The following is a 22,578-nucleotide window of genomic DNA, read 5'->3' as shown; positions in this document are numbered from 1 at the left end:
ATGCTATTAAACGTACACCCGGATAACCCGAATCCGCGCCATTTAAAAACAATCATTGAATGTTTGAAGGATGGAGGGATTATTATATATCCTACCGATACAGTATATGGTTTGGGTTGTGATATTACACAACACAAGGCCATAGAACGGATAGCGCGGATTAAACAGATAGATCCGAAAAAGGCAAACTTCTCTTTTATCTGTTATGATTTGAGTCATTTATCTGACTACGCTAAAAGTGTGGATACGCCTGTGTTCAGGATGTTGAAAAAGGCATTGCCAGGCCCATACACGTTTATTTTGCYCGCCAGCCGGATGGTGCCTAAGCTGTTAAAAACAAAGAAAGATACGGTGGGTATCAGGGTGCCGGATAATAATATTTGCCGCACCATTGTAAAAGAGTTGGATAATCCGCTGATGAGTACCACCCTTCCCATAGAGCATTATGTAGAAGAATATACAGACCCAGAGATTATTTATGAGAAGTTTGGAAAACAGGTGGACATCGTGATAGATGGTGGTCCTGGTGGTATGGGCTTTTCAACGGTGATAGATTGTACCGGACCGGAACCGGTGCTGATTCGTGAAGGAATTGGTAGTTTTGAAGAAATATCCTGATAAAATATTTTTATGAAAACGTGCGGATGGATATGGATGATTGGGCTTTTGTTGACCAGCTACGCGGCCAGCGGGCAAACTTTTGCCCTGAAGCCGGTGAAGTTATTTCCTGCTCCTAAACCCGCTTATATTCCCCCTGCTCCTCCGCCGGTGTACCCCACTTATAAGCTTGCACCTGATGCTTATTACCAGCAACACTTTGGTTTTTTCTGTAAAAAGGAATGGGTTTGGCAAAAGAGCACCGGGCTGCCCGTAAAACTCCGTTTGGGCAACTATTCCTACACGCAACAACTGGAAGGCAAACATTAGAATCTTTTGCCATATTGGTATTGGCGAATAAATATTGACAAAGTCAAGTAAATATACTTGCCTGTAGCAAATATATTTTTCGGGAGATAAATACCTTCGGAGAATGCTAAAAATGCGGTCAGCGCCCGGGGAAAAGGGCTGGTATTGGCTAACGAAAAAGAGGTGGCCCGGCATCACCGAACCACCTCTCTGTTGCTTTTAAAAAGCGATTATTTAATACCCAGTTTCTTGGCTACATCTGCAGGTAAAGCTTTTTTGTTTACCATGAAGCAGGTGGTTTTGTACGCGAAGTAAGGCTCAGAAGCGTAGAAATATCCTGATCCTGGATTATCAGTACCCCAGGAGTTTTTCACACGGAAATATTTGTTGCCATGCTGATCTTTTACCAGACCTACAATGTGCATACCGTGATCGTCCTGTGTTTCGTAGTTATCGAAGGCCTGCTGACGCAGTTCAGGTGTGATGGTTTTTTCTTTACCTGGTTCCAGGAAAGCATTTCTTCTTTCTTCTGCAGACATGTCAGCCCAGTCTTTTTCAGGAACAATGGCCAGGCCGTCTTTAAAGTTGAAGCCTTTTTCGCTTACATCAGCAGCCCATGCAATGGTGTAACCATTCTGGATGGCATTTTCAGCGATGTTGGTAAAGTCATTCAGGTTTACGTTGTATACTTTTTCCCAATTCCAGTTGTCTGGTACTTCCAATACAAACTGTGAATTGTAAGGATGATGCGTAAAAGAAGAAATCAGTACATAGTCGTCTGCATTGAGGCCCAGTTCTTTAGCAAAAGACTGCGGCGTGTAGCTTTTACCGTTATACTGGAATTTTTCAGGTGCTTCTCCCATATATGCGTTCAGTACACCATCAAATGCTTTACTCCAGTTAGGATTGATGGTGCCGTTAGCATTACCTATTTTATTGACCATACCTTCCAGGAGGCTTTCCATTTCAGCATGGTTATACATTTTGTCTTTGTTGCCATCATATACGCTCTGTGGAACCAGGCCGTATTCGCGGAGGCACAACAGATCGTCCGGGAATCCGCCACCTTCACCGAAGTTGGCTTTACCGTGCATGCGTACATAATTAGCTGCTTTCAATGGATACATTTTACGTACCACAAACATTTCGCTGAGATTCAGCCCTTTGTTTTTACCATTGCGCAGTAATTCTGATTCAAAAAAAGACAAACCAGAGAAAGACCAGCAAGTACCGGTGCGTCCTTGATTTTGTACATCTCCTGCATCCAGGTTTTTAACTACTGTGAACTGGTATTTACTTCCCTCCACATTGGTACTGTTTTGTGCAAATGCGCCTACGCTGCAAAGCATGGCTGCACACATCATCCATTTCTTCATGAGTGTAAAATGATAAGTTTTAAAACAAGGATCAAAAATAAGGGAAAGCAGGTATTTGACCGGCGAAAAGATGGATGAACGGAGCTTGCTACAGCTTTTGGGGATACAGGCGTTATTTTTCCTGGTATTGATCCCGGGTGATCTCCCACTCCCAGAGATCTTCTCCTTCTTTATTTTTCATTGTTCCCACAAATCGCATTCCTGCTTTTTGTAATATTTTAACGGATGCATTGTACTCTTCTTCTGTATGGGCAATCACGCGTTTTACATAAGAATGTCCGAATGCAAAGCGAATCAGGGCTTCGGCCATTTCGGTACCCAATCCCCGTTCCCGGTAGTCGGCGGTTATTTCATACCCCATTTCTACGAGGCCTTCTTCATTGGGCTTGCCTTTAAACCCACCCGCCCCAATAAGGCGCTGGTCGGCGCGATGCACAACGAGATAAAAGAACCAGCCCAACATGGCCGGATCATTCCGTAACTTATCATATGCTACCAGGACCATCTCCGGGTATTCGGTCCATCCTTCCTGTATAGAAATACCAAGCAGGTCGGCCAGGTGATCGTTGCCCTGTAATAGCAATTCGAAATGCTCCAGTGAGCACGGCAACAATTGTAGTCGAGGTGTTTGGATCATGTTTGAAAACTAGTAAACTGTTTTGGGAAATACAAGTATGCCAGCACTTACCATTAGTCATTAGCAATAATTTAGCCACTAGCTTTTAGTTTTTAGCAAATACAGTGGATAATCTTCGCTGTATTTGCTAAAAACTAAAAGCTAGTGGCTAAATGCTGTATTAGTGCGCCTCCAGCCAGTTATTACCAGTACCTAATTCCGCTTCTACGGGAACTGATAGTGGCAGGGCATTGCGCATAAGATCTAATATAAGGGGTTTAATAATCTCTAATTCTGAACGATGGGCATCAAAAACCAATTCATCATGTACCTGCAACAGCATACGGGACTTGAAGTTCCGCTCTTTAAAGGTCTTGTGAATGGATATCATGGCCAGCTTAATCATGTCGGCCGCTGTACCCTGAATAGGCATGTTAATGGCGTTCCGCTCTGCAAAACCACGTACCACCGCGTTGGATGAATTGATGTCTTTCAACCATCTTTTTCTGCCTAATAACGTTTGTACATAGCCGTTTTCCTGCGCATATTTCACCTGGTCTTCCATGTATTGCTTAATAGACGGATACTGCGCGAAATAGTTATCGATCAGTGTTTTCGCCTCCGCACGTGGAATCCCCAGGTTTTCTGATAAGCCAAAAGCACTTACGCCGTAAATGATACCGAAGTTCACGCTTTTCGCATTACGACGCATATCAGACGTCACCGCATCCAGCGCTACATTGTACACTTTCGCTGCCGTAGCAGTGTGAATATCTATGCCATTCTGGAAAGCAGCAGACATCTCCTTATCTCCACTGATGGCTGCAATAATACGCAGCTCTATCTGCGAATAATCGGCAGACAGCAACACATATTCTTCATTGCGGGGAATAAAAGCCTTGCGAATTTCACGGCCCCTGTCTGTACGAATAGGAATGTTTTGCAGGTTGGGGTTGTTGGAGCTTAAACGGCCGGTAACCGCCACTGCCTGATTATAGGAAGTGTGTACCCGGTTGGTCCGCTTGTTAAGCAATAACGGTAACGAATCTACGTAGGTAGATTTCAGTTTACTCAGCTCTCTGAAAATGAGGATATCCTCTACAATTTTATGTTTGTTGGACAGCTTCTGTAGCACGTCTTCGCCGGTAGCGTATTGCCCGGTACGTGTTTTCTTGGCTTTAGGGTCCAGCTGTAATTTTTCAAATAGCACTTCTCCCAGCTGTTTGGGAGATGCCAGTTTGAAACGCACGCCTGCCTGTTGGTAAACACTTTCTTCTGCCCGTTTTATTTCTGTTTCCAGCTCTTTCGAATAGTCGGCCAGTGCCAGGGTATCGAGGGCAATACCTTCGTACTCCATATCAGTGAGTACCGGTACCAACGGATTTTCTATATCGTAAAATACTTTGTCCACCGCTTTTTCAGGCAGCATGGGCAAAAATTTGTCTTTTAGCTGGAGTGTAACATCGGCATCTTCCGCAGCATATTCTTTAATCTTTTCTATTTCCACATCCCGCATATTGCCTTGGCCTTTCCCTTTTTTGCCAATGAGTGTTTCTATGGAAACCGGCTCGTAGCCCAGGTATTGCGCGCTTAGTACATCCATGCTCCGGCGGCCTTCCGGCTCAATCAGGTAATGCGCCAACATGGTGTCAAATACAGTGGCGGTAATATCTACGCCGTACCATTTTATGATCAGCATATCATACTTCACATTCTGTCCTATCAACACAATGCTTTTATGCTGAAACAAGGGGATAAATTCATGAATAATGGCGCGAGCGGCGGTATGGTCGGCTGGTAAAGGAATATAATAAGCTTCCCCTTTTTTAAAGGCGAAACTCATACCCACAATATCGGCTTCGTTGGCATCGGTACCAGTCGTTTCCGTATCAAAAGACACTTCCTTTTGCTGTAATAATTCTTGCAGCAAAGCCGCTCTTTTTTCGGGGGTATCTATTACCTCGTACTGATGGGGCGTGTTGTGGATATTTTTATCCGCCATCAGGATGTTACCGGATTCAATCACTTCGGTGGTGACGGTAATTTCTTCCGTTATAATAGCGGTTCCAAACAGGTCCGTTTGCACGACCTTTGGTTTGGCTTCAACAGCAGTACTGCCGCCAAATCCATCTCCCAAAATCCTTTTACCAAGGGTCTTAAATTCCAGTTCAGTAAAGATGCTGGTCAGCTTTTCTTTATCACAGTCTGTAATGCAGAAATCTTCTTCGTGAAAGGAGACTGGCACATCGGTGATGATGGTGGCCAGTTCTTTCGACAGGATAGCATCTTCGCGACCGGCTTTGATTTTCTCGCCCATTTTACCACCAATGGTATCCGCATTTTCGAGGACATTTTCCAGAGAGTGATACTGGGCCAGCAGTTTCATGGCTGTTTTCTCGCCAATACCGGCAATACCGGGAATGTTATCCACGGCATCTCCCATCAGGCCAAGGATATCAATTACCTGGTGAACATTTTGGATCTGCCATTTATCGCAAATCTCTTTCGGGCCCATGATTTCCTCTTTATTGCCCATGTACGGCGGTTTGTAGATAAACACATTATCTCTCACCAGTTGTCCGTAATCCTTATCCGGGGTCACCATATACACCGTGTATCCGGCATCGGCGGCCTGCCAGGCCAGGGTACCAATCACGTCATCCGCTTCATAGCCATCCAGCTCCACTACCGGGATATTAAAGCCTTCAATGATGCGCTTAATATCAGGCAATGCATCCAGCAGATCTTCCGGAGCGTCCTGCCGGTTGGCTTTATAATCAGTGTAAGTAGTATGCCGCTCTGTAGGCGCGTGCGTGTCGAACGCAACGGCCATATGAGTAGGTTTTTCTTTATTGATGAGATCCAGTAAAGTAGTGGTAAATCCAAACTGCGCATTGGTATTTCGACCCGCGCTGGTGATGCGGGGATTTCTGATAAGGGCGTAATAAGCCCTGTATATCAGCGCCATGGCGTCCAGTAAAAATAATTTCTTTTCCATCGCTAAACCTACAAGATTTAATTTTAATCCGCAAAATTAAGATAGTACCACAATATACGGTGAGGGTGTAACTTTAGCACAGAAAAAAAAGAAAGGAATGAATAAAATTTATTATTTGTCGACCTGCAGTACCTGCAAAAAAATATTGGAAGAAACGGATGCAAAAGCCCGTGGGTTTGTTTTACAGGATATCAAGAAGGACAAAATTACGCCGGCACAAATAGACGAAATGCATGCTTTGTCCGGTAGTTATGAGTCGCTGTTCAGCCGCAGATCCCAGCAATACCGTCCTATGGGCTTGCATGAGAAAGATTTAAAAGAATCAGACTACCGCGATCTGATTTTGCAGGAATATTCTTTTTTGAAACGTCCGGTAGCGATTGTGGGAGATAAAATTTTTATTGGAGCGGAAGTAAAAAATATTTAGGAAGAAGATCATTGTTTTTTCCGGCAGTGTTGCTACTGCAGCGGGTTTAGCGAATTTTGAATTTGCGTTGCCGCCAAAAGAATGAATAATGATATCATCCTTATGCCACTAACGGGAGGCTGTCTGTTTTAATTACAGGCAGCCTCTTTTCGTATTACTTAAAGGGATTGTACAAATTCCTGTACTACTTTTTTATACTGGAACATGTCCTGGTCGTGATGAAAAGACCGGAATGGGAAGCGGGATGCAGCTTCCAGTGCTGTTTTCAGATTGAATTGTTCCTGCGGGAGCGAATAGAAATATCCTTTTTCCATCAGGTATTCACCGAGGTATACCTGTTCCGATTGTCCGGGAGTAGGAATAAGAATCGCTTTTTTATTCAGTTTCGCGAGGTCCATTAGGGTGGTATAACCAGAGCGGCTTAGTACCATATCAGACGCCAACATGGCTTCATTCAATTCACTTGCATTCAGGTGGTTTACCTGTGTAACGCCGGGGGATACCTCTTCATGTTGGGGAGTACCTGGTTTGCCACTTACAATCAATGCTGTGATTTGCAGGGACTTAATYTGGTCCAGGACCATTTTTTCCAGGTTAGAGCGTTGCGGCTCCGGTCCGGAAATCAATACCAGCAGATCATACTTCTTTTCCACATTGTTGCGTGGCTCAAAGCGGCTCAGGCAGCCAATGTAGGTAGTATGAGGCGGTAATTGGGCCGGGTGTGCCAGTTCACCGGAAAGGTGATTGTCGCCCGCAAAATCCGGAATCCAGCAAGCGCTGTATTTGTTAATAAAACGATAATTTATTTTTTGCAGCGTTCGCTCTATCCATCTACCGAAAGGTGTTTTTATCAGCAGTTGGTGTGTAATAAAAACAGTGGGTATATTTTTATGATACAAGCCGAAGCGATTATCAGAAATCACTGCATTTATTTGATACTCAGCGACTACCTTTTTTAGCCAGCGTTGCTCATACTGTATAGCCCGGTAAATTTTTGGAATTTGCTGAATAATTTTCAGCCCAAAAAACTGTCCTTTTTGCGCGTATTGAATGCGATAACCCGGCAGCGGAAGTACGGTCAGCAGCGGAAATTCCTGTTGTAGCAGGGCAGCATGCTTGCCTTCTGCAGCAATAAATACCTGACAACCTGCGTTTAGCATTTCATGGATCAAGGGAATATCTCGGGTGGCGTGGCCAAGGCCCCAATCAAGGGGAACTACAAGAATTTTTCGGTCGGTTCGGATTGTGGACAAATAATTTAATATTTTTTACGAATTTAGCTTAAATTACAAAAGAGGATTGTTAAGAAAAGGTAAACTCTTTTAGACCGGATTTTAATCACAGCTAAGTATATTAAACTGCAGTATGAAAAGTATAAAATGGATGGTGATCATTTTTCTTTGTGGAAGTTTAGCAATGGAGGGGTGTAAAGTTTTTAAGAAAAACGATTGCGGATGTCCTACCATGAATAAAAAAAGAATGCACTKATAGCGATCTGTTTGACAACTAACGAAGACTTTAGCAACGACTGACAATAAACAATTTTACCTTATCTTTTGAGATTATCCTTGATACCTGGCCAAACAATATTTCGGGGAACAGTCAAATTTTTTATTCATGAAACCTGTAGATAGAGATTTACTAATCTTGCTACATGAAGATAGGTACACGGAGCAGCAGATACAGTCTGCGGTTAGACAAATCAGCGAAATGCTTTCGTTGATTGAGACGATGGATTATCTCTGTGCTGTTATGGAAGTTATGGATTGTAACAAGAGCAGGATTACCAGCAAACGATCGGTGCTGGAAAAAGCAATTTCACGTAAGTCACATAAGCCTTTCGAGTTTATTATTCACAAGAACTAGTAGCCTTACCTCTACAAAATTCCCGTTGTAATAGTTTTGACCCACAGTCTTATCTATCCGACTTGCTTTTTTAAATTCTTGTTGTAAGTTCGCCATCAATTAAATCTAATTTACTGATGGCAGATTTTTCACACCTGCAGGATTTTCTATATCCTGTTTCTAAGGCTTTTCTCAACGATGATCAGGAATATGACCCATTCCAGGTTGGCGGTGTGATAGATGCGTATGAAGACAATCACCAGCCAGATATAGATGAAGCCGATATCATTTTATTAGGTGTAGGAGAAGAAAGGGGAAGTTCTTCCGGCAAAACAGCTACCGGAGGACCTGACGCCATACGCCGTGAATTTTACCGATTATATAACTGGCACGGCAGTATTAAGTTGGCTGATGTGGGTAACCTGCAATCAGGCGCCTTTCTGGCCGATGCATATGCTGCTATGAAAACCGTATTGGCAGAGCTTTTGGCCGCTAATAAAACCGTCATTATTTTAGGCGGATCACATGATCTTACTTATCCACAATATAAAGCCTACGCGTCCCAGCAATTAATTATTGAGGCTACTGTAGCCGATGCCCTGATTGATCTGAAGGAAGATTCCAATGTTCGCAGCGAGCGGTTTTTAATGGATATTCTAACGGAGCAACCCAATTATCTCCGGCATTATAATCACCTCGGCTTTCAAAGTTATTTCGTACATCCGCGCATGTTAGAAACGCTGGATAAACTACGCTTCGATTGCTACCGTTTGGGACGTATCAGGGAGAATATGGAGGAGGCCGAACCAGTGTTGCGGCACTCCGATTTATTCAGTCTGGATATTAACATCATCCGGCATACAGATGCGCCAGCTAATCAGCTTTCTCCTAATGGATTCAGTGGTGAAGAAGCCTGCTCCCTGGCCCGATACGCTGGTATGAGCAGTCGCCTTTCCTCTTTCGGCATTTACGGATATCGTCCGGAAAAAGATAAAGAACAGCTGACTGCGCGGCAAATTGCCCAAATGCTCTGGTACTTTATGGATGGACGCGCAGTGAAAAATAAGGAAGCGCTGTTGGAAGACAGAGACGCTTTCTGGGAATTTCATATAGCCTTCTCCGATATAGAAACCGTGTTTCTGAAAAGTAAAAAAACGGGTCGCTGGTGGATGCAATTACCTGACAGAGAATTTGTTCCCTGTGCTTATAACGACTATCTCATGGCCAGCAACAATGAAATGCCGGAGAGATGGTTGAGGCATCAGGAAAGACTATAAGTGAAGCTAAAAGCAAAAAGCGCAAAGCAAAAAGCTATTGTCGCGAATGATCAGAGCGGATTATTTAACCACGCGCTTTCATCATTCGCGACAATAGCTTTTTGCTTTGCGCTTTTTGCTTTTGGCTCTATATAGTAAGCAGTGTTTTTATGCGTGCTTTTAGAAAAGCGGCTTTGTTATCTGTAGAAATCATTTCATCGTCGAGGCCTTCCATGGTGCGTTTATGCATCTTTTCTACGCGCTCATCTATCTTCTTAAAATATTCTTCTTTTTTCTCTTCCCATGCTCCTTGTTCGGCTTGTAACTGTTGTTGCCGGCCGGGAGCCAGATTGGAATAGAGATTCTGAAGGGTATGATTTAGCAGGCTATCCAGTTGTTTGTAATAGGTAACTGCACAATTATACATACTATGGCTATTGCCAAGGCATTGCTGGTAGCGGTTTTCAAGTGTGTCCAGTGCTGATTGCCGGGTTTGCGAATACGCTTCTGTGCACAGGAAAACCAATAGGAATAGGATTGGGTTTCGCATAGGTACTGGGTGAACAGCAAACATACGAAATTTATATTATATAAAATAGTAAGATTATTAGTGATCCTCTTTATCGCCAATGGAGCCGGTGCATACATCGCCTTGTGGTAATCCGTTGAGCCAGACCCTGAGTGCATCAGTTCGCTGGTGAGTAAGCTCCGCGAGGTAATTGGCTTTGCACATAGGAAACACGGTTCCATAGCTTTTGGTGGCGGCCGGGAACATGGCTTTAACCTGTGCGTCCCGGAACTGTATCCACAGACGTTGCGCGTCTTTCAGGTTTTGGGTAAACGTCTTGTTGGCAGCATAATCTTTCAAAATAAGCTGATAAATTTCATTCAGCTTTTTATCTGCGTCTTTATATTCCTGTGCCGCTTGTCTATTCAGTTCCGCCTGGGATTGTGAGAAAGCAGCGAAGCCTCCAGTCATCAATAGCAGGAAAATTAATAGTGATTTCATATGTTACGGTTTGAAGAATTTAAATGCATATACCATGGGTAATTTTTCTTCCAATCCCCGGATGTAGAAACGTCCCTCCCGCTCTACGGTGTTGGGAAAACAATTATAGGGAGAATAATTGAACTCCTGAAATACCTGTAGCTGCAGGCCCTGCCCAAGCAATGCCGTGATGATTTCACTCAGCGGATGGTTCCAGGAATACGACTTATTTTGAATATTGCTGCTACGGTCTGTATAAGTACCCTCCGTTTCTTCTATGATCGTTTCTGTATTGAAGTAGTCGTAGGCAATTTTTTGAAACTGATCATCCAGCATCCACAGTACGGGATGAAAATCTGCCATAATAAAATCACCTCCAGGCTTCAGGAAGTGATGAATAACCGCCGCCCATTTATCCAGGTCAGGAAGCCAGCCAATAGTGCCGTAAGAAGTGAATATGCGGTCAAATGAGCCCGTTAAATGAGCCGGGGCGCTGTAGAGGTCACAGCAAACAAAACGGGCGCTGTTTTCCAGTTGTAATTGCTTTGTGAGTTCGTTGGCCTGGTGGATGGCCGCATCTGAAAGGTCCACACCTGTAACGTTTGCTCCCATTCTGGCCAGCGACAAGCTATCCTGCCCAAAGTGGCATTGCAGGTGCAGGATATCCTGCCCACTTACATCTCCCAGCAGGTTCAGCTCTATTTCTTTTAAGGAAGTATGGCCATTCATGAAGCCGGGAACATCGTAAAAGTCGGATGTAACGTGAACGCCTGTACGTTTATTCCAGAGTTCTTTATTCGTTGACAGATAGTCTGCGGAAATGTCCATAAGGCTTGATTTATATGAAAAGATACTCTTCATTTTCCATTTGTACCTTGAAAGTTACTTTTGCTTTCAGGGCGTTKAATACTTTTAGGATGGTGTCGAGACGCGCACTGGTGGTGTTGTTTTCTAACTTTGATATTTGTGCTTTCTGTACTCCAACCAGGCTGCCTAATTGTTCTTGTGTGAGGTGTTGGGTTTCCCTGGCTTTTTTGATGATATCGCCGAGTAGGTCCATTTGTAGATCGAATTCATACTTATCTCTTTTGGGGCTACCAACAGGGCCAAGAAATTGGTCTTTTACYTCTTCGAAAGTATGGGTGTTTAATGGTTTCTTTTTCATTTGCGTTGTGATTTTGCGTTAATTTTCAAAAAATAGGGTTCTTAGTTTAATTGCTTTGTCTATTTCTTTTGCAGGCACTTTATGTTGTTTTTTTATAAAACCATGGGAGGCAATTACCAAAGTGGTATTCGGTTTTCTTTTATCCCAGAAGGCTAGCATCCGATATTGGAGGCCCATGTAAAGCGTTCGTATTTCCCATATATCATCTCTCAGTTTCTTAAAGATCTCAGGGTCGTTCTTTATAATAACTTTATCAATATTGTAGAGAATTTTTTCTCTTGCATCTTCATGGATGCTTGTTAAAAAGGTTAGTGCATCATCTAGTAAGATGACTTTAAATCTGGGGTCAAACATGAATGATATGGTTTACCCAAAAATAAAGAAAGTTTCCATAAATGGAAACTTTCTCAAACACTTTCTTTTTAGATATTTTCTAAATTACCACCAATTCATAAAAATCACCAGGCGTAAAATATTGTTTAGCTAGGTGTTGTAACTCCTCTGCGGTAATCGTCTTGATGGTTTGAATATTATTGTAGAAGTAATTTTCATCGAGGTCATTCAGGATCAGGTTTTTCCAGCGTTGAATAAGCTGGAATGCACCATCGAGGTCGCCCAGAATAGATCCGATCATATAGTTGCGGACCAGATCCAGTTCTTCCTGTGGTACCGGCTCTTCCTGCAAGCGTGTCAACTCTTTGTAGATTTCCGCAATGGTCGCCTCACAAACATCCCGCCCCGCTTCTGTTTGAATATTCAGTGCGCTGGTTTGACGAAAGTTGTAAAGCTGAGAATAGATGCCATACGTATAACCTTTTTCTTCCCGGATATTACTCATTAAACGGGAACCGAAGTAACCACCAAAAATGGTGTTTAATACAAGCATCTTGGGGAAGTCAGGATGATAGCGGTTAGGGAAATGGCGGGCTATCCGCACAGCGCCCTGAACGCCATTTTCATCATTGAAGATCCTGAATTTTTTTTCTTCTGCAGGCTGAATTGGAAGATCCAGCTTTATCAGGCTGGCTTCTCCGTTCCAGGGTGTACTGCCGAAGAATTTATTCAGCAAGGCAATCATGTTGGCAGGCATGTTACCGGCCACAAATATTTTGCAGTTGTTGTAAGTATAATGTTTCTTGTAGAAGGCTTTCAGGCCTTCTGTTTGCAGCGCATCATACGCCATCATGGTGCTTACGCGGCCATATGGGTGGAAATCGCCAAACAGGTATTTGTCAATAAAGCGGTTGGCAACAAAGTCGCATTTCAACAGATTTACTGCCAGTTTTTGCTTCTGGTTTTGTTTGTAAAGACTCAGCTCTTCCTCTGGAAATATAGGATCAAGGATTACTTCCTGCAGTATGGGCAACAATACTTCCGCATGTTTCGTCAGGCAGTGCAGGGTATACGTCGCATTTTCATGGAAAGCACCACGGTTAAGGTAAGCGCCATGGTAATCGATATTTTCGTTTATTTCCTGAGCAGTATGTTTGCTGGTACCATTTTTCATGAGAAAGTTGGTCGCCGCGGCTTCCAGGCTCTCACTTTCATACCAGCTACCGGCTGGAAATACCAGCTCCAGTTGCAGTGTTTCCTGCTCATCGGACTTCATCACATATACGGGAATACCATTGTCCAGTTTGAACTGTTCATATGGTTTCAGTTTTATATCAAATTCCACCGCATCTTTAATGGGAGGGGCTATCGTTCTGTTCATGGGTCGTGTTTAAACGGTAATGGGCTGTAAACAAGCCACAGATTTAGTTTGCAGCGTGATAGTAAATAGTATTTGAATTTTTCTCATCAAAAAGCAGTTTTGCTTCTTCATGTAATTCAGCCGCTGTAACCACTTCGTAATTTTCAAATTCGTGGTTCATCAGCGCAGCATCGCCGAGCAATTCATAAAATGCCAGGTTGTTGGCGCGGCTCAGTAAACTCATATCTTCAAAAGCGAGGAGGCTTTCTACGCGGTTTTTAACTTTTTGCAGCTCCCGTTCTGAGATCACTTCATTTTGTAGTTTTTCCAGCTCCAGCTGAATGGCTTTTTCAGCGTCTTTCATTTTTATACCTTTCACCAGCTTACCTTCAATGGTCAGTAATCCGGCATCCAGGCTTCCGAAATGATAACACTCAATATTGCTGAATAGTTTCTTTTCTTTTACCAATACCTGGTGTAAGCGGGAAGAACTACCTCCACCCAGGATATCTGAAATAAGATCAGCTGCGTAGTAACGCTTGTCTGTGCGGGAGTACATATGATAGCATTTGTACAACGCATCCAGTGGCACATTGGCTTTTACTTCCAGTTTGTGTGCAGCTGTTTGTGGTGGTTCTACTGGCAGGTTGCGTTGATATTTCTCGCCGGATGGAATGTCGCCAAACCATTTCTCGGCAAGGGCTTTTACTTGTTCCGGCGTTACATTACCTGCAACAGTCAGGATGGCATTTACAGGTCGGTAGTATTTAAAGAAAAATGCTTTTACATCTTCCAGCTTTGCATTTTCAATATGCGATAACTCTTTACCAATGGTCATCCAACGATAAGGGTGGGTGCTGTAAGACAGCTCACGCATTTTATGCCAAACATCGCCGTAAGGCTTATTGATATAGTGTTCCTTAAATTCTTCGGACACTACTTTGCGTTGAACATCCAGGCTTTTTTCGTCGAAGGCCAGTGAGAGCATGCGATCGCTTTCCAACCAGAAGGCTGTTTCAATATTTTCTGCCGGTAGCTGTATGTAGTAGTTGGTCAGATCGCTGGTAGTATAGGCGTTATTCTCGCCACCAGCCATTTGCAGAGGTTCATCGTACGATGGAATGTTGATGGAACCACCAAACATCAGGTGTTCGAAGAGGTGGGCAAATCCCGTTTGTGCAGGGTTTTCATCCCTGGCGCCTATATCATACAGTACATTTAAGACCGCCATAGGCGTGGTGTGGTCTTCATGAACAATTACTCTTAGTCCGTTCGCCAGCGTAAACTTATTATAATGGATCATATCTTTTTGTTGGTCAATATGGTAAAAATAGGGAATTACGGGTAGCTTTTGACAGCTTTTGGCGTTTAGCATTTAGCTTTTAGCAAAAAATTGGGAATACTCCCGGTAATTATCCGCTGTATCGACCTGAAAATGGGCAGTTAACGGGCCAGGGCTTATTCGAGATATAGTTCTTTGCGGTCGTAATTGATGGTGAGCGTAAAGTCTTTCCACACGTCATAGCCAATGGAGCCGGCCATTTCCGTGAATACGCCCAGATCGTCGATGTCTTTGCTATAGCTGATAGGTACATTTTTTAAGCTGCGGCCGCCCATTTCCAGTGAGGGAACCGAACTATTGATATAGTATAACACTTTCAGCATGTCCTGAACCCGGTCTGTATTGATGGTAGGAAGCAGGGTGTTGAGTTTATTTTTATCCACATAAGGCCAGTTGAAAAGAATGCCATAGTCGCCACCAGTGGTGATATGGTAATTGCCTGGCAGCCGGGTTCCATTGGGTAGCTGTATGGAAGCATCAATTACCGGCGTAGTATAGTTCAGCTGGAAATGCAGTAAGCGTCCGGCATTGCCTGTAGGGGTTTTCCCTGCTTTATACAGTATGAGTTGTTGCTGGCGGTAATCAATTTTTACGATAAATGTTTTCATCAATGCCACGCCTATAATGCCATCTACGGGGCCGAGGTCGTCCAGGTTTTCCAGGTAAGCTTTTACATAAGGGAGGCGTTGGTTACCCAGGTACAACACATTGAGGGTGGTCACCGACGTTTGTGCCATAGCGTTATTGATACCGCTCATATAAGCATTGGCGCCGCTTTTGAGATGTAGCCGGGCAGCCGTATTTATGTGTAACACGGTTACTTCTGCCCCGGTATCGAAAATAAAATGAAGGGTATCTGTACTGCCGGAAACCAGTACAGGAATAATCACATGTTTGTCCACCAATTGAAAAGGGATCACTGCTACCGGTTTCTTATTTTCGCCTGCATCTGCCGATGTAGTGCTTTTACGCTGTGCATGGGCATACATAAGGCTATTACAAGAAATCACGGTTACTATCCATAAAAAACGCCACATGACACAAATAACGTCAAAGTATGCTTTTTATTGGCAACTTTTTAATGAGCAGGTCTTTATCCCGGCTGACCAGGCAAACAGCTTTGGTGCCGATATTCTTTAGTAATTCCCTGAACAGCTGCAGGTTTGGGCCGAGGTTATTGTTGATGGCCATGATGATATCGCCTTTTTTGAATCCGGCTTTTTCTGCTGGTGAGCCTTTGATGATATCCGTAACTTCTACCCTGCCATTGATCAGGTAAATGATTAAGCCGGTATAAGAATAGTCGAACATATCGCGGTAATGCGAATTAGGTATCATGTATATTTCCTTCTTGCCGTAGTTGAGGGTGATGTTGAAGCGTCGCAGCAAGTCGTTACCGATCATCCCTCCTAAAAAAGGATAGGCGGTAACGTTAGTTTTGTCATCAAAAATGTAAGTAGGTACATTCCGGAAGTTATAGTTGCCGATACGGAATTCATTCACGGTTGTGAGTGACATGCTCATCTTCCCTCCCAGCCCCTGGGCTTCCGTTTGAATCATTTTTTTGGTGCGACGTCTTCTGCCCTGCAATATGCTGCTGTCGTTCACAAATTGTGATGAGAGCAACAGGCACATGCCGGCGCCGGTATCAAAGTAATAGCGGTTAGTAATGGTTCTTAGGCTGGTTTTCAGCGGAGCTGATATCAGCGGAATTTGCGTGAGTGAGGGTTTTAGCAGTTGTCCGCCTTTGGGATAAGTAAACTTCCCTTTGGAATAAATGATAATCTCTTCAGTATCATAGTCTACGGTTACAATGTACCTGCTCAGGAGGCTAAATCCCATAATCCCATCTACCTGAATCCCGTATACCTGGCTAATTAATTCATAATCATTGATATGGAAATCGAGACTATCTACGGTCAGGCCGGGTAATCTGAGTGCATGGTTGCGGGCAAATGAAACTGGTTTGGAGCTTCCCAGGCCTTTGATGATCCGGTCGGAAGGTTCCATTTTAATGCCTAACCGGATGCAGGTGGCGGTGTCGAGCGAAATACCTGCGCTGCCGGTGTCGAGAATAAATTGCAGGGTATCAGGATAATCGCCTACCAGTGCCTGTACTATCACTACGCCTCCGTAGTATTGTCTGAAGTGGAAACCGGTGATCAGCGTAGATTCGCGGGTGCTATCAGAGCAGGGTGTGGCGATACCGGCGAAGGTGTTGGTTGATGTACCGGCAATGGCTGCCAGAAGCAGCATAACGTGTAACAGAATTGGTCTAAGCATACTGGGAGATGCAGGGATGTATATAATTCTAAATTTAACATTAAAAAGTGTTCGTATAAAATATATTTATTACGGGCGGTTATTTACCTAAATACTACCTTTGCTAAAGTTTATTCCCGGTTAGAAATATAGCAAATGGAACTTCAGGATTTATACAAGAAAGCGCAGGATTTCGGATTTCTGACAGCAGCAGAGGGTGTTTATATGTTTGAAAACGCACCGCTGGCGGAACTGATGGAGATAGCCAACGAGTTACGAAAACAACAGGTACCGCATGGTAAGGTTACCTGGCAGATAGACAGAAACGTGAATACCACCAACGTGTGTACCGCCAACTGCAAATTCTGTAACTTCTATCGCATTCCTGGCCACAAGGACGCATATATTACCCCTATTGAAGAGTATAAAAAGAAGATTGAGGAAACGCTGAAGTATGGCGGCGATCAGCTGTTACTGCAAGGCGGCCATCACCCTGAGTTGGGACTCAGCTTCTATGTGGATCTCTTCAAAGAACTGAAACAACTATATCCGGAATTAAGATTGCATACCCTCGGGCCCCCCGAAGTAGCACATATTACCAAGCTGGAAAAAAGTACACATATTGAAGTACTCCGCGCCTTACAGGAAGCGGGTATGGATAGCTTGCCCGGTGCTGGTGCAGAAATTCTGAATGACCGCGTTCGTCGTTTGATTTCCAAAGGTAAATGCGGTGCACAAGAGTGGCTGGACGTAATGCGTGCCGCACATAAGCTGAATATTGCTTCTTCTGCAACGATGATGTTTGGCCACGTGGAAACCGTACTGGAACGCTTTGAACACCTGGTAGACATCCGGCAGGTGCAAAGCGAAAAACCAGAAGGCCACTACGGCTTTACCGCTTTTATACCCTGGACATTCCAGGACGTAGATACCTTGCTGGCAAAGATTCGCGGTGTGCATAACATGACTACTGCCGAAGAATATATCCGCATGATTGCGATGAGTCGCATTATGCTGCCAAATATCAAAAACATCCAGGCATCCTGGCTTACGGTAGGTAAACAGGTAGCACAACTGTGTTTACATGCCGGTGCTAACGACTTCGGTTCTATCATGATCGAAGAAAACGTGGTAAGTGCTGCAGGTGCTCCGCATCGTTTTACTTACCGGACCATGCAGGATGCGATCCGCGAAGCTGGTTTCGAACCACAGCTCCGTACGCAACTGTACAAATTCAGGGAGCTTCCTGCTGCTATAGAAGAGCAGGTGATCAATTACTAGAAGCTATCATTTATATGAAAAAGGCGTTCCGGCATCCGGGACGCCTTTTTTCTTTTTAAACTATTCATTAGCAAATCATTAACAACTGAGAAAGAATTGTTAAAACTGTCTTGTGCGTGTTACAAAAAGCCTCTTTCCACGTCTAACAGATAGAAACTAATCAAACTAAAGGAGGGAATATGAAAAAGCTGGGACTTTTCATGGCAGGATTAGCAATCATCGCCATGGCAGCCTGTACAAGCACCAAAGTAACGTCTTCCTGGCGTTCTAATGATGCCCAACAGCTGCAAAAGGATAACAAAATAATGGTAATGGCACTGGTACCTCAAAGAGATCGTACACTACGTAGCCAGATGGAAAACTATACAGTGGCAGAACTTAGGAAAAAGGGATACAACGCTGTATCGGCATTGCAGACTTATGGCCCTCAGGAATTAGGAAAATTGACCGAGAAACAAGTTGTGAAACAATTACAAGGCAGTGACGTAAACCAGGTGATGACCATTGTAATGCTCGATAAAGGCAGAGAAAGAACTTTTGTTCCTAACTATCAGCCTTATGGCTATTATGGATTCTGGCCTTATTACTCTTCCTGGTATTCCAGGATGTATGCCCCCGGATACTATAGCTACAACACTAAATATCAGTGGGAAGGTAATTTGTATGACCTGAAGAGTGGACAGATGTTATACTCTGTGCAGTCACAATCTTTCGATCCGCCAACTACAGAAAGAATGGCTGTTTTGTATGCACAACAGGTGGTGAAAGATATGGCCAAACAACAGTTATTGGCGAAACAATAAGCGGGAATCAGTGCTCAGGATTTAGCCGTTGGTTTTTAGGTTGCTCGTAAGCGATACTAAGAGCCAGCGGCTAATTAGTAAATGCTGGTTGGATTTTACGTTAAATCGATGTAAGTTTAACGCCCCTTTTAAATCCAGCTATGTTCGAAATAACAGTCAATGAAAACGTATACCTGCGGCAATTGCAATTGCAGGATGCCCCACAGGTGTATAAGCAGCTGGACCAGTCGCGGAAAAGTCTGCGTAAATTTTTGCCCTGGGTAGATTACAATACCAACGAAGAACACTCCCTGCGTTTTATTCAACTCATGCTCCGCAAAGCGGAAGAACAGGAAGCCGTTGCACTGGGAATATGGTACCAGCAACAGTTTTGTGGCGTGATAGATTTGCATGGCTGGGATCATCAACTACAGAAGGCGGAAATAGGCTATTGGATAGGAGAAGCCTTTCAGCGTAAAGGTATTGCTACCACCGCTTGCAGAGGTCTGATCACATTTGCATTTAAAAAGTTGCACCTGAATAAGATTGAGATCCGCTTTGTGCTGCAGAATGAGCGAAGCGGGCAAATCCCAATTAAGCTGGGATTTGCCAAAGAAGGTACCTTACGCCATAGTGCCAAACTGCATGGGCAGTATGTGGACATGGTAGTAATGGGGATACTGCGGTCTGACTGGAAGGGTTAAGGCAGTTGTGATTGCCGCACCTTGCTGTGTTTTTTACCATAAAACTCGTAAATCAGCATGCCAATGACCATCCAGATAATGAGGCGCAACCAGGTATCCCACGGAAGGAATGCCATCATCACGACGCAGCAAAGTATTCCCATTATCGGAACAAAAGGAACCCAGGGTGTTTTGAAGGCACGTGGTGCGTCCGGCATAGAATGCCGCATGATCCATATCCCCGCGCATACGATTACAAAAGCCAGCAGGGTGCCGATGCTGGTCATCTCTCCTACTACCCTTATTGGTACCAGGGCGGCAAACAAGCTTACAAATACACAAAAGAGCATATTACTTTTCCACGGGGTGCGGTAACGGGGATGTACCTCCGAAAATACTTTTGGCAACAGCCCGTCTTTAGACATCGCGTAAAATACCCGTGATTGTCCCCATAAATCCACCAGTATCACAGAAGTATAACCCACAATAATCGCCAGGATGATCATTTGTCCCAGCCAGTGAAACGGCGTATGTGCAATGGCTACTGCCACCGGAGCAGCATTGTTTTTGAACTCCTGGTATGGCGCCAGACCGGTAAGAACATGGGCAAAAAGAATGAACAGGATGGTACATACTGCCAATGAGCCCAGGATGCCGATGGGCATGTTGCGGCGTGGATTTTTGGTTTCCTGGGCGGCGGTACTTACAATATCAAAGCCCAGGTACACAAAGAAAATGACGCCTGCACCCCGCAGTATGCCGGAAATGCCATATTCTCCGAAAATGCCTCTATTTTTTGGAATATAAGGGGTAAGATTAGCCGGCTGTATGTACTTCCAGCCGAGAATGATGAAAACGAGTACCACACCTACTTTCAGGGATACCACGACGGCGTTCCACAGGGCAGATCCTTTGGTGCCGCGTATCAGGATGGCCGACATCAATATGATGATCAGGGCTGCCGGCAGGTTAAAATACCCATGCGTGGTGACTCCATTAGCCAGGGTAACCGTTTCAAATGGAGAATGCACAAATTGCGCGGGGATGTAGATATTGTATTTAGCCAGAAAGGCAATGAGATAGTTAGACCAGCTAATGGCCACCGTGGCGGCGCCTACGGAAAATTCAAGCACCAGGTCCCATCCAATAATCCAGGCCAGCCGCTCTCCCATGGTGGTATAGGCGTAGGTATACGCGCTACCTGCCACTGGTATCATGGAGGCAAATTCAGCGTAGCAGAGGCCCGCAAAAGCGCAACCAACGCCGGCTACTATAAAGGAAATAGTGATGGCTGGTCCGGCGTTATTACCGGCAGCGGGGCCTGTTAAGGAAAACAACCCTGCTCCGATAATAACACCTAATCCCAACATTAAGAGCTGGAAACCATTTAGCGTACGTTTCAGCGTGTGCTTACTTTCTTCGGCCGACTCCTGAAGCAGCCATGCTAAAGGCTTTTTGTAATAATCTTTCATTAATATACCCTACTGTTTTGGTGGACTATTGCGCGAAAGTAGGATATATTTATGAATTAAGCGATATCGCAAATTTCGATGCCCTGCTTGAGAGAAGCTATCTGGTCTTTGTGTGCAGGGATAAACTCCTGAGCCACATGCCCTTTGAAGCCGGTTTCATAAATTGCTTTCATAATGGCAGGATAGAATAATTCCTGGGTTTCATCAATTTCATGACGACCCGGTACTCCACCAGTATGGTAGTGGGCAATATATTCATGATGATCGCGGATGTTGCGGATTACATCTCCCTCCATAATCTGCATATGGTAGATATCATAGAGCAGCTTAAAGTTAGGAGAACCCAATGATTTACAGAGTTCTACGCCCCATGCGGTGTGGTCGCACTGATAATCATGGTGGTCTACTTTACTGTTCAGCAGCTCCATTACCAGGGTTACTTTTTTCTTTTCTGCATAGCCAATAATGCGTTGCAGGCCTTGGGTGCAGTTCTTAATGCCTTGCTCGTCGCTCATGCCATTACGGTTGCCTGAAAAGCAGATGAGGTTGGAGAAGCCGGCTTTGGCCGTTTCATCGATATAGTGTTTGAAATATTCTTCCAGTTTATCGTGGTGTGCAACAGTGTTAAATCCTTTGGTGATGCCCCATTCAGGGCCATTGCTGGCCACCATGGCGGTAATCATGTCATTCTTTTTCAGAATGGAAAAATCTTTCGGATCTACGAGGTCAATAGAGTGGATGCCGATTTTTTTAGCGGCTTTACAGAGGTCATCCAGCGACATGTCATAACACCAGGCACAAACCGAGTGGTTAATTTTACCTTTCAGTGCCTCGTCTACGGCCTGTTCGTGGGCAGAAACCCTGTTGGTGAGAGAAGATAGCGCAGTGGATGCCAAGGCCATGGTGGCTACTTTTTTAATCATATCGCGGCGTGAGTTTTCCTGGTGCATAAAATGGTTTGCTTTAAGAGAGGTCAATGTAGTCGAAATTATGTTTACTTGCAAGCCCCTCTTGCCTTTAGAAGTAAAAAAGGAGTGGAAATACGGATTTTAATTTTCACGTAGAACTATCCGCGGCCAGGCTGCGTTTATATGTTAAATTGCAGGTAATATTTGAAAGTTGGTAAGTAATTTGTTTAAGTATCGAAAAGCGGAGGTTGATATGGAAAAAAAATATACTCCCAGTTTATGGTTTTGCATTCTGATGGACTTATTGGGATGCGCCAGTTACGCAGTGCCGGTGTTAGGTGAGGTCAGCGATTTTATTTGGGCGCCCATTTCCGCCATTATTTTCTATCGCATGTTTGGCGGTACCCTGGGTACCTTTGGTAGTGTTTTTAACTTTATGGAAGAATTATTCCCCGGAACAGATTTCATCCCCACATTTACAATTTCATGGGTATTGAAACGGGTATTAGCAGGGAGAAGGAGTACGGTATCTGCCTAAAAAATTATTAAAAGAGAAAGGGCTATTGTTTAGCAGTTAT

Annotated in this window: 23 protein-coding genes; 8 read left to right on the top strand and 15 right to left on the bottom strand. The window is 44.1% G+C overall.

The window, feature by feature from the left end; genetic code table 11:
- Positions 1-618, top strand: a complete 618-nt coding sequence (locus tag AC1DFM_RS15640; protein ID WP_477077664.1) for an L-threonylcarbamoyladenylate synthase — start codon at positions 1-3, stop codon at positions 616-618.
- Positions 619-630: 12 nt separating this feature from the next.
- Positions 631-927 carry a hypothetical protein gene (locus AC1DFM_RS15635; RefSeq protein WP_477077663.1) on the top strand — a complete coding sequence of 99 codons (297 nt, stop codon included), beginning with the start codon at positions 631-633 and terminating at the stop codon, positions 925-927.
- Positions 928-1,136: 209 nt separating this feature from the next.
- On the opposite strand, the gene AC1DFM_RS15630 is transcribed toward AC1DFM_RS15635, so the two are convergent.
- From AC1DFM_RS15630 to polA, 3 genes are all read right to left on the bottom strand, one after another.
- Positions 1,137-2,282 carry a C1 family peptidase gene (locus AC1DFM_RS15630; protein ID WP_477077662.1) on the bottom strand — a complete coding sequence of 382 codons (1,146 nt, stop codon included), beginning with the start codon at positions 2,280-2,282 and terminating at the stop codon, positions 1,137-1,139.
- 112 nt (positions 2,283-2,394) lie between these two features.
- Positions 2,395-2,919, bottom strand: coding sequence for a GNAT family N-acetyltransferase (locus AC1DFM_RS15625; RefSeq protein ID WP_477077661.1), 525 nt, complete (start codon positions 2,917-2,919; stop codon positions 2,395-2,397).
- A 160-nt stretch (positions 2,920-3,079) separates the two neighbouring features.
- Complete coding sequence (polA, locus tag AC1DFM_RS15620; protein WP_477077660.1) at positions 3,080-5,896, bottom strand: DNA polymerase I; 2,817 nt, start codon at positions 5,894-5,896, stop codon at positions 3,080-3,082.
- A 97-nt stretch (positions 5,897-5,993) separates the two neighbouring features.
- On the opposite strand from polA, the gene AC1DFM_RS15615 reads away from it, so the two are divergent.
- Positions 5,994-6,323 carry an arsenate reductase family protein gene (locus AC1DFM_RS15615; RefSeq protein WP_477077659.1) on the top strand — a complete coding sequence of 110 codons (330 nt, stop codon included), beginning with the start codon at positions 5,994-5,996 and terminating at the stop codon, positions 6,321-6,323.
- A 158-nt stretch (positions 6,324-6,481) separates the two neighbouring features.
- Here the strand turns inward: AC1DFM_RS15615 and AC1DFM_RS15610 are convergent, their stop codons facing one another.
- On the bottom strand, positions 6,482-7,576 hold the full coding sequence (locus AC1DFM_RS15610; protein ID WP_477077658.1) for a glycosyltransferase: 1,095 nt from the start codon (positions 7,574-7,576) through the stop codon (positions 6,482-6,484).
- Positions 7,577-8,305: 729 nt separating this feature from the next.
- On the opposite strand from AC1DFM_RS15610, the gene AC1DFM_RS15605 reads away from it, so the two are divergent.
- Positions 8,306-9,445, top strand: a complete 1,140-nt coding sequence (locus AC1DFM_RS15605; protein WP_477077657.1) for a formimidoylglutamase — start codon at positions 8,306-8,308, stop codon at positions 9,443-9,445.
- Positions 9,446-9,572: 127 nt separating this feature from the next.
- Here the strand turns inward: AC1DFM_RS15605 and AC1DFM_RS15600 are convergent, their stop codons facing one another.
- From AC1DFM_RS15600 to AC1DFM_RS15560, 9 genes are all read right to left on the bottom strand, one after another.
- Positions 9,573-9,974, bottom strand: coding sequence for a lysozyme inhibitor LprI family protein (locus tag AC1DFM_RS15600; RefSeq protein WP_477077656.1), 402 nt, complete (start codon positions 9,972-9,974; stop codon positions 9,573-9,575).
- A 57-nt stretch (positions 9,975-10,031) separates the two neighbouring features.
- On the bottom strand, positions 10,032-10,433 hold the full coding sequence (locus AC1DFM_RS15595) for a lysozyme inhibitor LprI family protein (RefSeq protein WP_477077655.1): 402 nt from the start codon (positions 10,431-10,433) through the stop codon (positions 10,032-10,034).
- Between the two features lie 3 nt (positions 10,434-10,436).
- Positions 10,437-11,240, bottom strand: a complete 804-nt coding sequence (locus AC1DFM_RS15590; protein WP_477077654.1) for a class I SAM-dependent methyltransferase — start codon at positions 11,238-11,240, stop codon at positions 10,437-10,439.
- Positions 11,241-11,250: 10 nt separating this feature from the next.
- A complete protein-coding gene (locus AC1DFM_RS15585) occupies positions 11,251-11,577 on the bottom strand; it encodes a helix-turn-helix domain-containing protein (protein WP_477077653.1) in 327 nt (108 codons plus the stop codon).
- A gap of 18 nt (positions 11,578-11,595) precedes the next feature.
- Positions 11,596-11,931 (bottom strand): type II toxin-antitoxin system RelE/ParE family toxin, encoded by a 336-nt coding sequence (locus tag AC1DFM_RS15580; protein ID WP_477077652.1) that lies wholly within the window; start codon positions 11,929-11,931, stop codon positions 11,596-11,598.
- Between the two features lie 79 nt (positions 11,932-12,010).
- Entirely contained in the window at positions 12,011-13,291 is a 1,281-nt protein-coding gene (locus tag AC1DFM_RS15575; protein ID WP_477077651.1) for a M16 family metallopeptidase, read from the bottom strand.
- Between the two features lie 43 nt (positions 13,292-13,334).
- Positions 13,335-14,573: a M16 family metallopeptidase gene (locus AC1DFM_RS15570; protein WP_477077650.1), complete on the bottom strand. Its 1,239-nt coding sequence runs from the start codon at positions 14,571-14,573 to the stop codon at positions 13,335-13,337.
- Between the two features lie 155 nt (positions 14,574-14,728).
- Entirely contained in the window at positions 14,729-15,601 is an 873-nt protein-coding gene (locus tag AC1DFM_RS15565; protein WP_477077649.1) for an aspartyl protease family protein, read from the bottom strand.
- A 61-nt stretch (positions 15,602-15,662) separates the two neighbouring features.
- Positions 15,663-16,868, bottom strand: a complete 1,206-nt coding sequence (locus AC1DFM_RS15560; protein ID WP_477077648.1) for an aspartyl protease family protein — start codon at positions 16,866-16,868, stop codon at positions 15,663-15,665.
- Between the two features lie 162 nt (positions 16,869-17,030).
- On the opposite strand from AC1DFM_RS15560, the gene mqnC reads away from it, so the two are divergent.
- The 3 genes from mqnC (at position 17,031) to AC1DFM_RS15545 (ending at position 19,641) form a co-directional block, all read left to right on the top strand.
- Positions 17,031-18,155, top strand: coding sequence for a cyclic dehypoxanthinyl futalosine synthase (gene mqnC, locus AC1DFM_RS15555; protein WP_477077647.1), 1,125 nt, complete (start codon positions 17,031-17,033; stop codon positions 18,153-18,155).
- 179 nt (positions 18,156-18,334) lie between these two features.
- Positions 18,335-18,958: a hypothetical protein gene (locus tag AC1DFM_RS15550; RefSeq protein WP_477077646.1), complete on the top strand. Its 624-nt coding sequence runs from the start codon at positions 18,335-18,337 to the stop codon at positions 18,956-18,958.
- A gap of 140 nt (positions 18,959-19,098) precedes the next feature.
- Positions 19,099-19,641 (top strand): GNAT family N-acetyltransferase, encoded by a 543-nt coding sequence (locus AC1DFM_RS15545; protein ID WP_477077645.1) that lies wholly within the window; start codon positions 19,099-19,101, stop codon positions 19,639-19,641.
- On the opposite strand, the gene AC1DFM_RS15540 is transcribed toward AC1DFM_RS15545, so the two are convergent.
- Together AC1DFM_RS15540 and AC1DFM_RS15535 are read right to left on the bottom strand one after the other, a co-directional pair.
- Positions 19,638-21,092 carry an amino acid permease gene (locus AC1DFM_RS15540; RefSeq protein ID WP_477077644.1) on the bottom strand — a complete coding sequence of 485 codons (1,455 nt, stop codon included), beginning with the start codon at positions 21,090-21,092 and terminating at the stop codon, positions 19,638-19,640. The two genes, AC1DFM_RS15545 and AC1DFM_RS15540, sit on opposite strands and share 4 nt — an antisense overlap.
- Before the next feature lie 56 nt (positions 21,093-21,148).
- Positions 21,149-22,042 carry a hydroxypyruvate isomerase family protein gene (locus AC1DFM_RS15535; protein ID WP_477077643.1) on the bottom strand — a complete coding sequence of 298 codons (894 nt, stop codon included), beginning with the start codon at positions 22,040-22,042 and terminating at the stop codon, positions 21,149-21,151.
- Between the two features lie 211 nt (positions 22,043-22,253).
- Here AC1DFM_RS15535 and AC1DFM_RS15530 point away from each other — a divergent pair, with 211 nt between their 5' ends.
- Positions 22,254-22,538, top strand: a complete 285-nt coding sequence (locus AC1DFM_RS15530) for a hypothetical protein (RefSeq protein ID WP_477077642.1) — start codon at positions 22,254-22,256, stop codon at positions 22,536-22,538.
- The last annotated feature ends 40 nt before the right edge of the window (positions 22,539-22,578 follow it).

Source organism: Chitinophaga sp. 05T412 (genome assembly GCF_056396465.1).
This window is presented reverse-complemented; position numbering and strand designations above follow the sequence as displayed.

Bases quoted from the DNA above. Each gene is read 5' to 3' on its own strand.
- AC1DFM_RS15635 (WP_477077663.1), top strand. From the start codon at position 631: ATGAAAACGTGCGGATGGATATGGATGATTGGGCTTTTGTTGACCAGC.
- AC1DFM_RS15630 (WP_477077662.1), bottom strand. From the start codon at position 2,282: ATGAAGAAATGGATGATGTGTGCAGCCATGCTTTGCAGCGTAGGCGCA.
- AC1DFM_RS15625 (WP_477077661.1), bottom strand. From the start codon at position 2,919: ATGATCCAAACACCTCGACTACAATTGTTGCCGTGCTCACTGGAGCAT.
- polA (WP_477077660.1), bottom strand. From the start codon at position 5,896: ATGGAAAAGAAATTATTTTTACTGGACGCCATGGCGCTGATATACAGG.
- AC1DFM_RS15615 (WP_477077659.1), top strand. From the start codon at position 5,994: ATGAATAAAATTTATTATTTGTCGACCTGCAGTACCTGCAAAAAAATA.
- AC1DFM_RS15605 (WP_477077657.1), top strand. From the start codon at position 8,306: ATGGCAGATTTTTCACACCTGCAGGATTTTCTATATCCTGTTTCTAAG.
- AC1DFM_RS15600 (WP_477077656.1), bottom strand. From the start codon at position 9,974: ATGCGAAACCCAATCCTATTCCTATTGGTTTTCCTGTGCACAGAAGCG.
- AC1DFM_RS15595 (WP_477077655.1), bottom strand. From the start codon at position 10,433: ATGAAATCACTATTAATTTTCCTGCTATTGATGACTGGAGGCTTCGCT.
- AC1DFM_RS15590 (WP_477077654.1), bottom strand. From the start codon at position 11,240: ATGGACATTTCCGCAGACTATCTGTCAACGAATAAAGAACTCTGGAAT.
- AC1DFM_RS15580 (WP_477077652.1), bottom strand. From the start codon at position 11,931: ATGTTTGACCCCAGATTTAAAGTCATCTTACTAGATGATGCACTAACC.
- AC1DFM_RS15575 (WP_477077651.1), bottom strand. From the start codon at position 13,291: ATGAACAGAACGATAGCCCCTCCCATTAAAGATGCGGTGGAATTTGAT.
- AC1DFM_RS15570 (WP_477077650.1), bottom strand. From the start codon at position 14,573: ATGATCCATTATAATAAGTTTACGCTGGCGAACGGACTAAGAGTAATT.
- AC1DFM_RS15565 (WP_477077649.1), bottom strand. From the start codon at position 15,601: ATGTATGCCCATGCACAGCGTAAAAGCACTACATCGGCAGATGCAGGC.
- AC1DFM_RS15560 (WP_477077648.1), bottom strand. From the start codon at position 16,868: ATGCTGCTTCTGGCAGCCATTGCCGGTACATCAACCAACACCTTCGCC.
- mqnC (WP_477077647.1), top strand. From the start codon at position 17,031: ATGGAACTTCAGGATTTATACAAGAAAGCGCAGGATTTCGGATTTCTG.
- AC1DFM_RS15550 (WP_477077646.1), top strand. From the start codon at position 18,335: ATGAAAAAGCTGGGACTTTTCATGGCAGGATTAGCAATCATCGCCATG.
- AC1DFM_RS15545 (WP_477077645.1), top strand. From the start codon at position 19,099: ATGTTCGAAATAACAGTCAATGAAAACGTATACCTGCGGCAATTGCAA.
- AC1DFM_RS15540 (WP_477077644.1), bottom strand. From the start codon at position 21,092: ATGAAAGATTATTACAAAAAGCCTTTAGCATGGCTGCTTCAGGAGTCG.
- AC1DFM_RS15535 (WP_477077643.1), bottom strand. From the start codon at position 22,042: ATGCACCAGGAAAACTCACGCCGCGATATGATTAAAAAAGTAGCCACC.
- AC1DFM_RS15530 (WP_477077642.1), top strand. From the start codon at position 22,254: ATGGAAAAAAAATATACTCCCAGTTTATGGTTTTGCATTCTGATGGAC.